Source organism: Coprococcus sp. AM14-16, from assembly GCF_003434675.1.
GTDB lineage: Bacteria > Bacillota > Clostridia > Lachnospirales > Lachnospiraceae > Coprococcus > Coprococcus aceti.
The window spans coordinates 1,066,431-1,081,879 of the sequence record NZ_QTLL01000001.1; the positions used below are offsets into that span (position 1 = coordinate 1,066,431).

Annotated in this window: 9 protein-coding genes and 1 CRISPR repeat array; all 9 genes read right to left on the reverse strand. The window is 40.9% G+C overall.

Features of this window, described 5'->3' with window-relative positions; genetic code table 11:
- Positions 1–47: 47 nt before the first annotated feature.
- A complete protein-coding gene (locus DW159_RS04825; RefSeq protein ID WP_117549117.1) occupies positions 48–470 on the reverse strand; it encodes an ADP-ribosylglycohydrolase family protein in 423 nt (140 codons plus the stop codon).
- Between the two features lie 37 nt (positions 471–507).
- Entirely contained in the window at positions 508–768 is a 261-nt protein-coding gene (locus DW159_RS04830; protein ID WP_117549118.1) for a hypothetical protein, read from the reverse strand.
- A 22-nt stretch (positions 769–790) separates the two neighbouring features.
- Positions 791–7,557: direct repeats of the CRISPR family, unit length 32 nt; unit sequence ATTTCAATCCACGCTCCGACGAACGGAGCGAC.
- Positions 7,558–7,732: 175 nt separating this feature from the next.
- Complete coding sequence (gene cas2, locus DW159_RS04835; protein WP_044998422.1) at positions 7,733–8,023, reverse strand: CRISPR-associated endonuclease Cas2; 291 nt, start codon at positions 8,021–8,023, stop codon at positions 7,733–7,735.
- 10 nt (positions 8,024–8,033) lie between these two features.
- Entirely contained in the window at positions 8,034–9,065 is a 1,032-nt protein-coding gene (gene cas1c / locus DW159_RS04840; protein ID WP_117549119.1) for a type I-C CRISPR-associated endonuclease Cas1c, read from the reverse strand.
- Positions 9,062–9,727, reverse strand: coding sequence for a CRISPR-associated protein Cas4 (cas4, locus tag DW159_RS04845; protein ID WP_117549120.1), 666 nt, complete (start codon positions 9,725–9,727; stop codon positions 9,062–9,064). The genes cas1c and cas4 overlap by 4 nt, the downstream gene beginning before the upstream one ends.
- Positions 9,727–10,638, reverse strand: a complete 912-nt coding sequence (gene cas7c / locus DW159_RS04850; protein WP_117549121.1) for a type I-C CRISPR-associated protein Cas7/Csd2 — start codon at positions 10,636–10,638, stop codon at positions 9,727–9,729. The genes cas4 and cas7c overlap by 1 nt, the downstream gene beginning before the upstream one ends.
- Positions 10,639–12,384: a type I-C CRISPR-associated protein Cas8c/Csd1 gene (gene cas8c, locus DW159_RS04855; protein ID WP_117549122.1), complete on the reverse strand. Its 1,746-nt coding sequence runs from the start codon at positions 12,382–12,384 to the stop codon at positions 10,639–10,641.
- Positions 12,381–13,043, reverse strand: a complete 663-nt coding sequence (gene cas5c, locus DW159_RS04860; protein WP_117549123.1) for a type I-C CRISPR-associated protein Cas5c — start codon at positions 13,041–13,043, stop codon at positions 12,381–12,383. The genes cas8c and cas5c overlap by 4 nt, the downstream gene beginning before the upstream one ends.
- A 38-nt stretch (positions 13,044–13,081) precedes the next feature.
- On the reverse strand, positions 13,082–15,223 hold the full coding sequence (cas3, locus tag DW159_RS04865; protein WP_117549460.1) for a CRISPR-associated helicase Cas3': 2,142 nt from the start codon (positions 15,221–15,223) through the stop codon (positions 13,082–13,084).
- Between the last annotated feature and the right edge of the window lie 226 nt (positions 15,224–15,449).

Consider the following 15,449-nt stretch of genomic DNA (forward strand, 5'->3'; position numbering starts at 1 on the left):
ATGAGGCTTTTCAATGATACTATATCATCAGGGGGGCGGGATTGTAATTATTTGGACAGAGAAAACAATTCTCGTTCTATCATGTCCATTGACTTCATCTTCGACAGCCACTCAGCCGGTATGCCTTCGTCATCACAACCTCTTCCAGATCTGATCGCGGCAGCGCACGTATTGCCGCAGTCAAATACTTCTCCAAACGGTGTATATACTCCTTCTTTTAGCCATCTGCGGAATCTGTCTCTGATGTCATCCACATCAACTCTGCCACACGCTTTGATACTGGCGCAAGTGGCAAGCGCCATATTGGTATCATCCGACCAGGTTCCCTCCGGCTGATTGTGCGTACCGTAGCCTATCATATCTGTACATTCAAATGCGCCCCTGAATTTAAATTCATATGGAACGCCCAACGCATCACCTACGGCGAGGCCGTAGATGGCGGATTTTAAAGCATTTGTCTTATCATTCATATCTCTTTCTCCCTTAATATATCATCATTCTATAAATTTACATTGTAAACTGATAATCAGTGCATTCCAATTTGACTATCTGTGTTTTCTCCGATTTAACAGGCAATTCTGGTTGAAAACCAGAGGACTGCATGCACACTGCCAGTCTCTGCTGCTTGAACCAGTAGTAATACTGATCTTTTGATATGTTATTTTCAGCAAGCCAGCCCTTTGTTTTCATACCGCTGTTCCTGCAGTCCTTAATATTTGCAATCCAAGTCTCTAACTGCTTTTCCCGAATGGCAAGGCGTGCTGCCATAATCTACCTCCCGAATATTTGGATTTCAATCCATGCTCCGACGAACGGATCGACTAATTTCTTCAAGGTTTTTATATCCGACTACTTGTATTTCAATCCACGCTCCGACGAACGGAGCGACTTTATCTACTATGTCAAAATGAACACGTACCTTTATTTCAATCCACGCTCCGACGAACGGAGCGACCTTCCTTTGTGCCTGCCTTGGTGTTGTTGAACGATTTCAATCCACGCTCCGACGAACGGAGCGACCTCATTCCTGCATTTATCGAATATACTCCATTTAAATTTCAATCCACGCTCCGACGAACGGAGCGACTCAAATAATATATGTGCTGTTTCCAACTGTTTAATTTCAATCCACGCTCCGACGAACGGAGCGACCTCATCATCAATCTCCAGCGCAAACAAAAAACTAATTTCAATCCACGCTCCGACGAACGGAGCGACGTTGACGCAACACCCTGCCACGACGTAATCTCGGTATTTCAATCCACGCTCCGACGAACGGAGCGACTGGAATCAATTACTTTAAGTAACGGAACTTTGTTATTTCAATCCACGCTCCGACGAACGGAGCGACGTTTCAAATATTCTTTGCTTGGTGCAATCAAATAAATTTCAATCCACGCTCCGACGAACGGAGCGACATATCTAGCTATACACATCTGATCGCCATTCTGTATTTCAATCCACGCTCCGACGAACGGAGCGACAGCTGGGCCAGATGTTGCATCAGGTGCTTCTGGTATTTCAATCCACGCTCCGACGAACGGAGCGACGTACAAAAGCATACCGACCAAGCCACATATTAAATTTCAATCCACGCTCCGACGAACGGAGCGACAATTTCATTTTTATGTAATAAAAACGGTCTGAGATTTCAATCCACGCTCCGACGAACGGAGCGACTGAATATATCAATTCTGCCATTGATAGCTATATATTTCAATCCACGCTCCGACGAACGGAGCGACTACTGGTACATGGAGGCAAAATGACATACAACAATTTCAATCCACGCTCCGACGAACGGAGCGACTACAACAACACTGTAAAAATTCCGAACATTGAATTTCAATCCACGCTCCGACGAACGGAGCGACGCCAATGCGTCAGATAAAGCTGGATCACCTGCAATTTCAATCCACGCTCCGACGAACGGAGCGACTGGGACAGGATGCCGCATCTGGCTGGATCCTCGGAATTTCAATCCACGCTCCGACGAACGGAGCGACCTGACACTTGATATCATGGCCGACAGCGCTGATATTTCAATCCACGCTCCGACGAACGGAGCGACGGCTCTGTTTTACCTCTGCTTCCTTTTTAAAGTCATTTCAATCCACGCTCCGACGAACGGAGCGACTAACACTATCGCAGCTATATGTCAGATGTATAATATTTCAATCCACGCTCCGACGAACGGAGCGACTGAGCTCCCTATGGTTTGATAGGGTAATCAACCATTTCAATCCACGCTCCGACGAACGGAGCGACGGTTGGGGACTTGCTTGTCATTGACGCCTTTGTATTTCAATCCACGCTCCGACGAACGGAGCGACGAAAAGCTGTCATTGTACTTGACTGGGAGAGCAAATTTCAATCCACGCTCCGACGAACGGAGCGACAGCGCGCCCGGCCGTTTTCCTCTTCAAAAATCGCATTTCAATCCACGCTCCGACGAACGGAGCGACGATATATAAGTGGCACTTTTGCCACATCTTTCCTAATTTCAATCCACGCTCCGACGAACGGAGCGACATATTTGCTATTGTTCTCGCCACATCATCAGGTAATTTCAATCCACGCTCCGACGAACGGAGCGACGATCTCCGCCATTTGCATAGTGGTATACTCCCAATTTCAATCCACGCTCCGACGAACGGAGCGACTCATGCTCAAGCTGATGGTTATGAATATGCTTGTATTTCAATCCACGCTCCGACGAACGGAGCGACTTCAGCCAACTATAAATTGGGGTGGAGAGGTAAAATTTCAATCCACGCTCCGACGAACGGAGCGACGGACAAGGAGGTATTCTTCGTTTCAAAGGCTGAGATTTCAATCCACGCTCCGACGAACGGAGCGACCCTCACCGATGCGGAGCCCACATCTATAACCAAATTTCAATCCACGCTCCGACGAACGGAGCGACCTCAAGCTGATTCCAGGATCCCGGAGCAACCACCATATTTCAATCCACGCTCCGACGAACGGAGCGACAGTGCAGCCTTCACTCTTTCTTCATACAAATAGTATTTCAATCCACGCTCCGACGAACGGAGCGACATATCTGGTCAAGCCTTAATGTCTGCTCTTCAAAATTTCAATCCACGCTCCGACGAACGGAGCGACGTATTTGTAACTCTGTTAGCCGTATATCTTCGTATATTTCAATCCACGCTCCGACGAACGGAGCGACAGTCATAGACGAGTCATTTGAGATATTATTGAAAATTTCAATCCACGCTCCGACGAACGGAGCGACTGTTTTAAACTCTGGAATTTCTTGTAGGTACATGATTTCAATCCACGCTCCGACGAACGGAGCGACTCTTTGTAAAATACGCTGATCTCCATATACTTTCTATTTCAATCCACGCTCCGACGAACGGAGCGACTCAATCGTGATGTATGGTGCATCCTGGTCTTTCTTATTTCAATCCACGCTCCGACGAACGGAGCGACCGCCAGAGCCGAGTAAATCAAGGAGGTATAATATATTTCAATCCACGCTCCGACGAACGGAGCGACATAAAACGCTGATGAATGAGCTGTCTATGACGGAATTTCAATCCACGCTCCGACGAACGGAGCGACGCTCCCTGAACCGAAGGTGGACAAGCTCCTACACTGATTTCAATCCACGCTCCGACGAACGGAGCGACCGCTGAAGCAGTATATGAGCCACCTATCTTTCTATTTCAATCCACGCTCCGACGAACGGAGCGACTTCCATACTGTTTTGAGCCAGAAGTTTCATAAAATTTCAATCCACGCTCCGACGAACGGAGCGACAAAAAAAATGGTGAACCCGCTATAAATAATAATATTTCAATCCACGCTCCGACGAACGGAGCGACAATTTAAGTTTTCTGTAAGGGTTTGTTATAAAATATTTCAATCCACGCTCCGACGAACGGAGCGACAGAGTGCGGGAATGCTAACGAGGTATACCATTTAGATTTCAATCCACGCTCCGACGAACGGAGCGACTAAGTGTGCTGTCTCCTGCATCACTACAAGATATATTTCAATCCACGCTCCGACGAACGGAGCGACTGTAAAAAATGTGCTAGATGCGTATGAAACAAAAATTTCAATCCACGCTCCGACGAACGGAGCGACTTGATGTTTCTATATCAAATGACAATGCCAATGCCATTTCAATCCACGCTCCGACGAACGGAGCGACATAACGTAGCTAATCGCCTCAGCAAGTCATCGTATTTCAATCCACGCTCCGACGAACGGAGCGACTCCACACCATTAGCTCTATCGCTATAAGTACAAATTTCAATCCACGCTCCGACGAACGGAGCGACTTTTCCACGACAGGTGTTAAATACTTGACATAGTATTTCAATCCACGCTCCGACGAACGGAGCGACTAGACGCCACGTTCGTCAATATACGAGCAACAACAATTTCAATCCACGCTCCGACGAACGGAGCGACATTGCCCGTCTTGGAAACTGTTAGTCTCACGACATTTCAATCCACGCTCCGACGAACGGAGCGACGGTAAAGTGTTGAATATTTGTTAAACATTTTATATTTCAATCCACGCTCCGACGAACGGAGCGACTTGCGCTAACGTCATACGCTGACATAGGCACTTGAATTTCAATCCACGCTCCGACGAACGGAGCGACTCCTACGGTTGATAGTACATATGAGTACATATCAATTTCAATCCACGCTCCGACGAACGGAGCGACATCAAAAAGTCTCACGCTTACATCTGGCTGATGATTTCAATCCACGCTCCGACGAACGGAGCGACTGCGGTAGATATATACAAGTATTTCAAGCATAAGATTTCAATCCACGCTCCGACGAACGGAGCGACCCAGCAAGGACAGTTTCATTGTCTGCCTGTTTAGATTTCAATCCACGCTCCGACGAACGGAGCGACCAAATAATTGTGCAAACTTAGCCGTTTCATTTGAATTTCAATCCACGCTCCGACGAACGGAGCGACGCTTGCGTCTGTCCACCCCTCAGCGATAACATACATTTCAATCCACGCTCCGACGAACGGAGCGACATCTAAAGCGGGTGAAGTATCTGCTCAAATTACTTATTTCAATCCACGCTCCGACGAACGGAGCGACCAAAATCACGGTTACGCTTGCGCCCGGTGTCTATATTTCAATCCACGCTCCGACGAACGGAGCGACTTGGAATCAGCACAAAGGCCTACAATAGCAAGAAATTTCAATCCACGCTCCGACGAACGGAGCGACGACACTTTCCGAGGTTTGCGAGGTACTTGGCAAATTTCAATCCACGCTCCGACGAACGGAGCGACATCATTAGCAGATATTGCTGCAGTAACAGACAAATTTCAATCCACGCTCCGACGAACGGAGCGACATCTACCGCCGGCGATGTAACAGTAGCTATGACAAAATTTCAATCCACGCTCCGACGAACGGAGCGACCGGCACTCATGGGGTACAATCCACAGCCACAGCAATTTCAATCCACGCTCCGACGAACGGAGCGACGAGGCGACACATGAGCAGTGGGAAAAGTGTCTTAGATTTCAATCCACGCTCCGACGAACGGAGCGACACCTTTGGGATCTTATTCAAGACTGATATAGCCATTTCAATCCACGCTCCGACGAACGGAGCGACCTATATTTCCTGCCTTATCCTTTTTTACCTTACTATTTCAATCCACGCTCCGACGAACGGAGCGACTGTCATTCAGATTGTGAGCGGTATCTAACGTGGAATTTCAATCCACGCTCCGACGAACGGAGCGACGGCACATTGTCAATACTCCAACCCGCACCCGTTATAATTTCAATCCACGCTCCGACGAACGGAGCGACCGGTAATGAGTAGTCAACCGTTGCATTAAAACCATTTCAATCCACGCTCCGACGAACGGAGCGACCAAACTCGGCAATTTTTTTGCCCTTCTTACGGGAAATTTCAATCCACGCTCCGACGAACGGAGCGACAAAATCTCTACAACCTAACTCGTCAAAATATTCAATTTCAATCCACGCTCCGACGAACGGAGCGACAGCATTTTTTCTACAAGTGGGAACTTTTCAAGAATATTTCAATCCACGCTCCGACGAACGGAGCGACGGCGTGAAGCAGTCCATTGTCAACGGCTTTTTAGATTTCAATCCACGCTCCGACGAACGGAGCGACAAAACAGCACTGGGACCGCTTGGAGGTATTGCAGATTTCAATCCACGCTCCGACGAACGGAGCGACCGGGCGGTACAGCAACACAGACGGTCACAGAAACATTTCAATCCACGCTCCGACGAACGGAGCGACTATATGTGCAACTTGTATGCAGGTCCCCTATGTGATTTCAATCCACGCTCCGACGAACGGAGCGACGGCTTTCCTCCTTGTATCTGGTATGATTTTTATTTATTTCAATCCACGCTCCGACGAACGGAGCGACAATATATACATTCCGAACCGTCCCAGCCATGCAATTTCAATCCACGCTCCGACGAACGGAGCGACTTTTAATCAGTATATCACACTTTGTTTTCTTACGATTTCAATCCACGCTCCGACGAACGGAGCGACCATTCATTTCAACTTATGTTTTGCCGATTATTTCAATTTCAATCCACGCTCCGACGAACGGAGCGACATTTTCCACGACAGGTGTTAAATACTTGACATAGTGATTTCAATCCACGCTCCGACGAACGGAGCGACACATCTTCAAAACTTACCGTTCCATCAGAGTTGTATTTCAATCCACGCTCCGACGAACGGAGCGACAACACTCAGTATCAGATGCTATTGTATTACCATCTATTTCAATCCACGCTCCGACGAACGGAGCGACTGTGCTTGCTTAAATGGACTATAGTCCAAATATATTTCAATCCACGCTCCGACGAACGGAGCGACGAGTGCAAATATATGGGGCGACACATCACTTTATATTTCAATCCACGCTCCGACGAACGGAGCGACTATCACAGATGGGAGAGGGGGACTATATATAATATTTCAATCCACGCTCCGACGAACGGAGCGACGGTGACACACAAAGCCTTGCAAGTGAATTGTTGCATATTTCAATCCACGCTCCGACGAACGGAGCGACCAGAACCTTGCACTTGTGGTTAAGAAACTCTAATATTTCAATCCACGCTCCGACGAACGGAGCGACTAAGGTCATTTAGACAAGGTTTGAAAATATTGAGATTTCAATCCACGCTCCGACGAACGGAGCGACTTGTAACACTTCCTATATCTGCGCTTGTAAGATTATTTCAATCCACGCTCCGACGAACGGAGCGACCAATAACAACTATTGCACCGATTGTTACACTCCAATTTCAATCCACGCTCCGACGAACGGAGCGACATTGCTACAAAATAGATTAAAAGTTTATAAAAAGATTTCAATCCACGCTCCGACGAACGGAGCGACAGTTCTCCGTCCTTATTTTCATCTTTATCATGCAATTTCAATCCACGCTCCGACGAACGGAGCGACTGTATAATCCCCTCTTTGCGGGTTTTATAAATATATTTCAATCCACGCTCCGACGAACGGAGCGACAGCAATTTTGCACAAAAAAATCTAAAATTCTATACAAAACCGCTTAATAATATTATTGTTTTTTACAATAAAATCTGTTCCTTATGCATATATACATAGATAAGCTTCTCAACTGTATATTTTTCATGGTGCGAATGCCCCTGTAATTCTATGTTCACTATCATTACGCACAATATCAAAAAATTAATGGCTGATCAACATCTATCCCCTTATCACATCCTATATGATCAACTTTAGTTTGATATTTACTTCCCAAATAATAAAACCTAAGACTGTCCACTGTATCATCAATTATTTCAGATAACAAGGCTTTCAATTTAACGCTCTGTGCTTGGTCCACTATACATTCGAAAACTGAATTCTGTACTCGTCGACCATAATTTTCACATTGTTTTGCAACCTTTCTCAATCTATTTTTCCCTGCAGATGTTTCCGTATTAACATCATAGGTTATCAACAATAACATTCTTATCACCTCATTTCCATAAAAAAACCGGATATCCATCAATATCCCCTCGGAGATATCTTGCCAAAAGCATTGTCTGAACATATGGCACTATTCCCCACTCAACCTTTTCCTTCAAATATGGATGTGTAATTACTTCTTTCTTCTTATTTTGCCACTCCACCAATACCTTTTTTCTTGCATTATCACTTAATAATACTGCTCCATTTTCTTTTTTAGAAAAATCCTTTCCTGTTATTATCCTTTTATTTATAAGTGACAGAACAAACCTATCTGCATAAACCGCTCTAAATTCCTCAATTAAATCTAACGCCAACGAAGCCCTGCCAGGCCTATCCGTATGTAAATACCCTATATACGGATCCAACCCTACAACTTCCAGGGCCGACGCAATCTGATTGGTCAATAATGTATAAACAAATGACAGCATAGCATTTATATTATCTTGAGGAGGTCGTTTATTTCTTACCTGAAACACAAAATCTCTTTTTTGTTGCAATATAAGTTCATTGAACACCCCAAAATAAATACTTGCCGCCTCTCCCTCAAATCCTCTTAATTCATCCTTTGACTTAGCACTTCTTATTAATTCCAAGGAATTTTTTAAATGTAATGATGCGCGTTTCACCCGTTCCGCATCTATCTGCATCGCATGATCCCTAATAGCCCTCTCCAAAACCCATCGTGCATTATATACTTTACCCAATATACAACTTTTTGAAATCTCTAGGCTTTTTTCTGCATCTAATGAGCTATCATATTGTTGTCTCCGCAAAATAACATTTCCCTTTACTTTTCCCGTTATACGAGCTAGAAATTTTCCTTGAGGAGTTACATAACACAATGAAATATTCCGATCTGCACATGCGCCCATAAGTGCCGGACTTGTTCCTTTATATCCAAACACAACTATCCCATCCAAATTATGCAAAGGCAATCGGCCAATTTCTTGGCTATCTTGATATACTACAACAGTTTCTCCTTCTAACCCCAAATAACCATTTTCAGATGTTACATAAAGTGTATTTAATAATTTTTTCATTCAACATTCTCTCCTAACATCTGTGATATATAATTTTTTACTGAACCAGCTTTATTTAATCTTGGCAAACAAATGTCTTTCAATGAGCAAGAATTACATGATTTACTTTGTTTTACCTTGGGAGTATACCCTCTCTTAAAATAATCATGCATCTCTTCAAACATTTTAGTTGCCATATCTCTTAACTCCTGAGAAACCTGCACAACTTCTCTTCTTCTTGTTTCTCCATAATATATTGCGCCCTCTTCTATTTGTGTAGAAAACATTTCCTCTAGGGACATTGCCTGTACTACTAATTGAAGTTTATCCTCCTCCGACACCTTGGGCTTTCCTTTTTTATACTCGATTGGATATATACTATATAATCCACGATGCCCACGTAGAGAAACTCCATCATCACACTTATGGAACTCAACAATATCACACTCCCCTACTGCACCCAGTTTCCTGGATGCAATTGGAAGTGCTCTCACTATAAGTACATCTTTTCTCTTCTCCGTAATATATGGATCATGAGCTTTCTTATGCATAAGCTCACCTACTGCAGTGTGATAATTTTCAGCCCACTGCTGCTCTATATGTATGAGTGCCCATTGGCGTCTGCAAAACTTAAAATGCTGTATACCAGATATCATCAAATACTCTTCTTCTGTGTACTCCATTAAACCATCCTTTTTACCTCTACTGAGTCTGGAATATTATCATTATGTATCTCTACAAGATAATCCTGATACTTTCTTGGATACTCAACGCCATCCACCTTCTTTACTTCAACAGAATCGAATAACTTATATGCTGGGCAATCGCCAAGTTCTTTACTGTGCTTAAATACTATCAACTCACGCACAGCCATCTTGCCTCGAGCTGCAGAATGATCATTTTCAAACATATTGATAATTGCATCCCATAACAACTCAAGATCCTCTTCTGAAAATCCCGTTATCTTTCTTGCAAGATTTGCTGATATATATCCCTCCAAACGATATAACCCATATGGTACAATATTTTTTCTTCCCATCTCTGTACTCTTGTTTTCAGCATCCTTTTCAGTTGTAATTGCAACTCTGGTAATTGTAACTTCCTGACTGATAATTGGATCTATGCTCCTAGCAAATCCTAACTGTACCGGTCCCCTGACCTGTCCACAATTCAGTGAGGCTTTAACAAACGTAGTCATAACTGCCCCAAATGTCCTAATATCATAATAATTCTCGCACATATAATCTCTCAATTTTCTATCGACATCTGGATCTGACTTTTTTAATTTCTTTAATTCTTCCGTAAGCTTTTTGTCTTCAGTCTCCTCAACCCCTAAGCTTTTACAAGCATTTCTATCACTCTTATTTAATGGGACATCCTCTTTTATGTATATTCCATATCCCTTTTCATCTTCCTTAACGGTTTCAACATAATTACGAATTTTTCGTTTTATACAAACATCTGTAACCAAACCCAATCCACTCTCAGGATCAATCCTTGGCATATTGCCAGCATCGGGATCTCCATTTGGATTTCCATTCTCAACATCGAATAACACTACAAATTCGTATCTGTTTTTTATTACATCACCCATTTATTTATCCTCCTTTTTTTCGTACCTTTTCTGAATCTGATGATAATATCCAAGCATGAATTTTCCCTGTTCTTCTAGAGATAATCGTCTTGGAAATCCTATCTGCGTTTCAGCTATGTTTAATTTTCCCATTAACTCTGTTATCGTTTTCTCATACTGAATTTTTAATCCTGTTGAACTTCTTTCAATTTTCTTCAAATGACTATTTTTTAATTTAATCAAAATTGGAAAAACTGATGCTGGTGTTGCACATGCTGAATTAAAATATCGTTCCTTGATAGTTGAATTAATTCCTGGATTTGCATCTTTTTGAACCAATTCCAGTATCGCGAACAACCTTCCTAATACATATGCCTGTTCATTACAATTTTCATTCAATCCCATGTACTTTTCTCCCTCCTTCATATTATAATTTTTTATTAAATACGCTTTTACAATAGCTGCCCTTCCATAAGTTATACCCCCTTGCTCTGCTCGTATTCTTGTCAACACTCCGGTATATAGACTTGTTGGATACCTGTCATCCACCAATATATCCCTTAATACCAACGTTGCCATATTTGATACAGGTTTTTTATCTTTTGATTTCTTGTTGACTGTTTCCATCAACATCTCTTGAATACTCAGATAATCTTTTCCCCATTCTGGTTTAACTATTGACATTCTTTCATAATGCCTTGATAAATTCTCCAATATATTACCAAATGAATTCTGGTAGTAAAAACGAATAGACAATCTCGCTGCATTAGGTGCAAGACATAAAATATAAAACCTTTGATTTAAATCAATCCTTACATCATCTATATCCACTGCTAGTCCATTCTTCAAATTTGTAAAAACTTTTTCCAATTCCTTTTGATTATCTATACTAGAGTTAAAAAAGCTTTTAAATATGTCCTGATACTGGGTTTGAGCCGATTCAGCCCAGTATATAACCATTGAGTCTCCCAATTGAAAAGTGTATTTTTTTTCAGAAAGAAGATAATTTAGCGCTGTTGTATATGCAAATTCAGCCTTCTTGCCTACTGGCGCATTATAACTCTGTTCCTTTCCATAGGATTCAAAAGCTGGGGCATTAAATGAAACCAAAGCCGCGCCACTGGACTGTGCTCCTGGTACACCTTTTATTCCTCTGTGAATCCTTGCTATTTCTGCCTTTTCTCCTGTTACAAGACATATACCATCTACTAAACCTGAATTATTATCCTGATATATATTCCATATCTTTTTTATTTCTTCGTCTTCCTGGGCATAGTCACTTTCCATGCAAAATATCAAGTTTCCACCATCGGTCAAATCTTCCCAATGTGCTTTAATAACCGGATTAACATCTGCATTATCAGGATTCCATTGTTCAAAATACCTGATAATTGCTTTTGCCATTCTTCCCTTTGAATCCTGCAATATGCTACAATGTTTATCTCTCGCAGCCATAAAACATTCTTTTATCCTTTGACTTGTACCTGTACTGTCTATTCCCAACATATATTTTGAATTGTCACACAAAAAATTCGCCGATATACCTGAAGATCTTACCACCATCTGCGGAACATTCATCTGTTGTGGAACCAGTACTTCTTTTTTTCCAAACATTTCGGATACTTTTAATGGAATAATAGCTTTTACTTGTCCATCTTCATCCAGTTCTACAGCACACGATACTTTTGCATGACACCACCCCATACGTGGAACTTTTCCTTTTTCTGCCAAACTCTCGTAGTATTGCATTAGAGACTGTAATATCATCTGATCACCTCACAATCCCTCAAATCTAATACTCCTCTCTTCATGATAGCCCTATAAAACATAGGCTGTATATTGTTTTTATCGCTATAATCTAGATCATATAACATGAAACCTAAATCTTTGTCTGGGACCTCGTCATATATGGTATGTACTTCCTCCTCATCACATATGCAAAAATTGACTGGAAATTCCCTACATCCAAAATATGGCATATGGTAACATTCACCTCTTTTTAATCGTCTCATTATAATATCTTTAAATTTACCTGGATTATCAGAATCATTTGCATTTTCTGTAATCTCAAAATGTGCCTCTATCACATAACACACATCTCTTAAGATCAAAGAAGCTCTTTGCACTATATCCTCCTTTGTGCTAATGTATAAAGGCTTATCTGCTCCATTGTATGCTTGCAATACATTATTTGCAGATATTTTACTCTTTACTTCATTTCGTCTTACGCTCGTAAATCTTATTGGATTCTTAACATATATCTTGTCTATTACCCATTTCATTCCGGGATGCCAATATATTGCTTCCAATATCCCTCTTGCAGCCGATGGTGTTATCACATCATATGAACACCTCTCAACTTTCATCTCAGGTCTGGAAAACAATGCATAATCTCCCCAAACCTTTACTTTTACACCTTTTCCCATGTTTTCACCTCCATTTTTTTAACTATTTTGCCTTCCATTTATAAAAAAATCGCCTCCCCTTCATCTACCAAGCAACCTATACCATATTCTTCTGAATAATATTCCATTGATGTCAATTCATAAAAATCTCGCATATCATCTGAAACGAGGCGTATTATTCCTGCATCATACAATTTTTGAAATTCTGATTTTTCACCACAATAAACCTGAACACAAAACTGTCCTGCTTTTCGCATTCTTTCTTTTGATATGCCTTTTAGCTTTATCTCATCCATCAACTCTTTTGCCTCATCTGTATTACCGACAAAAATTGTTGCCATATCCTGCTCAATTATTTTAAACTCTTTTCCAACCTTTGCATAATTATACTCAGGATGAACAAATTCACCTAAAATTCTCTTCTTATCAAGACCATCTCCCCTGAAATGGTACAATCTCTTAAAATATTCTGATATACACTCTGGACTATCTACTATTTCATAATCACATAATACAGACTTAGCAACCTCAATCTGTTGTTTTTGATTTAACGGAATCCTGCAATTCTCAATATCAAAAATATTAACTATACTCTCAGCTTGATTTCTTTTTCCCTCTCTATTACATCTACCTGCAGCTTGTATAATAGAATCTATTCCTGCAATCTGACGATACACATGCTTAAAGTCTAAATCCACCCCTGCCTCGACTAAACTTGTTGATACTACGACACATTTTTCTCCATTCTGCAAACACTTTCTTATTTTTTTCAAAACAATTTTTCTATGCAATGGGTACATATTTGTTGATAGATGAAACACTCCTATTCCACATAGTTCCATATAAATATCTTGAGCCATTCTCTTCGTATTTACGATACACAAAGCGCAATCTTCATCTTTTAGCATACTTGACAATTTGTCTCTCGATATTGTTCCGATGTTATTGTATTTAACTCTCTTAAAGTATTCAAATTGTTCCTGCAACCTTGGGCATAGTTCCATAAATTGTGTGTTTTCTGGAAATAATGAACCTAACGCTGGCTGTGTCGCTGTGCATAGTACTATACTTGATCTATATCTATTTACTAATTCACTAATCATATAAATACAAGGCTTCAAGTAATCAGTAGGCAACATCTGAGCCTCATCAAATATAATGACACTATTTGCTATATTATGTAATTTCCTGCATTTTGAAGATTTATTTGAGAATAACGACTCAAAAAACTGAACATTCGTTGTAACTACAATAGGTTTATCCCAGTTTTCACTAGCCAATTGCATCGGCTCAAAATCTTCTCGTCCATCATAATCTACATTACAATGATTTTCCAAAACGTTCTGTTCTCCAAGAATATCCCTAAACACTTGCGCATTCTGCTCTATAATACTGGTATATGGAATTACATATATTACACGATCCATATCATTTTCTACTGCATGTTTTAATGCAAATGCAAGTGATGCAATAGTCTTTCCTCCCCCGGTTGGAACTGTTAGTCTAAAATAGCCTTTTTTATTCCGTCCTTCATTTAAACAATGTTTTAATATTTCTGTTCTGCGTCCATTTATTGATTTTGTATTATCATTTTTCAACCACTCACTAATATGATTCTCCAGTTTATTCAGTAATATCTCTACATTTTCCCCTGAGTTTCTATTAACATCCCCGTTTTTCATAAAATATTCTGTATCCAGGAAATCAGCATCAACCAAACACGAATATATCATTCTGAGAAAAACACTTAATGGAAAATCTGCATCTGAAAGGTTCTGTAATATAATTGGATCTGTTTTCAATTCAGGAATTTCTATTTCATATTTATACGAACTATAATCATATATCTTTTTCTTCTCACATCTATACCTTAAACTTGAATGGATAACTGTATTTCCATAATCTGGCAACCCCGCATGATGCCCTGCAATACAATAACTTAGCAACTGATAATACCCACCCAATTCCATACAAATTTTCGCACCTGCTGTGGAATGATCGACTTTATCATCTGCGTCATTAATTATCTTTTTTTGAAACTGCTCTGAATATTTACCAATATCATGCAATAATCCGCAACAATATCCCCAATCTGATTTTCCAAACTTACCAGCAAACTTTGCAGCTTTATCCGCAGTTCCATACAAATGATCCTTTATGCTTTGTTCCCTATAATTATCCTTGTGTGCTATATATTTCAAATTATCGCTCATTATTTTTCCACCATTTTTAATTCATATCAAAATAGCATTACAAATATTATGTTTATAATTATACTCCATTCGTTTTTCTATGTATAGTTTTATTATTTATCATTACACAGTTATCCTTTTAATAATTACATATTTACCACATAGTTATTCCTCTTTTATTTCTCCGATTTTTCTTCAAATTTTACATCATTATATGTCCGATTTTCTCCACACA

What these genes read in the sequence shown, in the direction of transcription:
- DW159_RS04830 (WP_117549118.1), bottom strand. Translation starts at nt 768, where the DNA reads ATGGCAGCACGCCTTGCCATTCGGGAAAAGCAGTTAGAGACTTGGATT.
- cas1c (WP_117549119.1), bottom strand. Translation starts at nt 9,065, where the DNA reads ATGAAAAAATTATTAAATACACTTTATGTAACATCTGAAAATGGTTAT.
- cas2 (WP_044998422.1), bottom strand. Translation starts at nt 8,023, where the DNA reads ATGTTATTGTTGATAACCTATGATGTTAATACGGAAACATCTGCAGGG.
- cas7c (WP_117549121.1), bottom strand. Translation starts at nt 10,638, where the DNA reads ATGGGTGATGTAATAAAAAACAGATACGAATTTGTAGTGTTATTCGAT.
- DW159_RS04825 (WP_117549117.1), bottom strand. Translation starts at nt 470, where the DNA reads ATGAATGATAAGACAAATGCTTTAAAATCCGCCATCTACGGCCTCGCC.
- cas4 (WP_117549120.1), bottom strand. Translation starts at nt 9,727, where the DNA reads ATGGAGTACACAGAAGAAGAGTATTTGATGATATCTGGTATACAGCAT.
- cas5c (WP_117549123.1), bottom strand. Translation starts at nt 13,043, where the DNA reads ATGGGAAAAGGTGTAAAAGTAAAGGTTTGGGGAGATTATGCATTGTTT.
- cas8c (WP_117549122.1), bottom strand. Translation starts at nt 12,384, where the DNA reads ATGATATTACAGTCTCTAATGCAATACTACGAGAGTTTGGCAGAAAAA.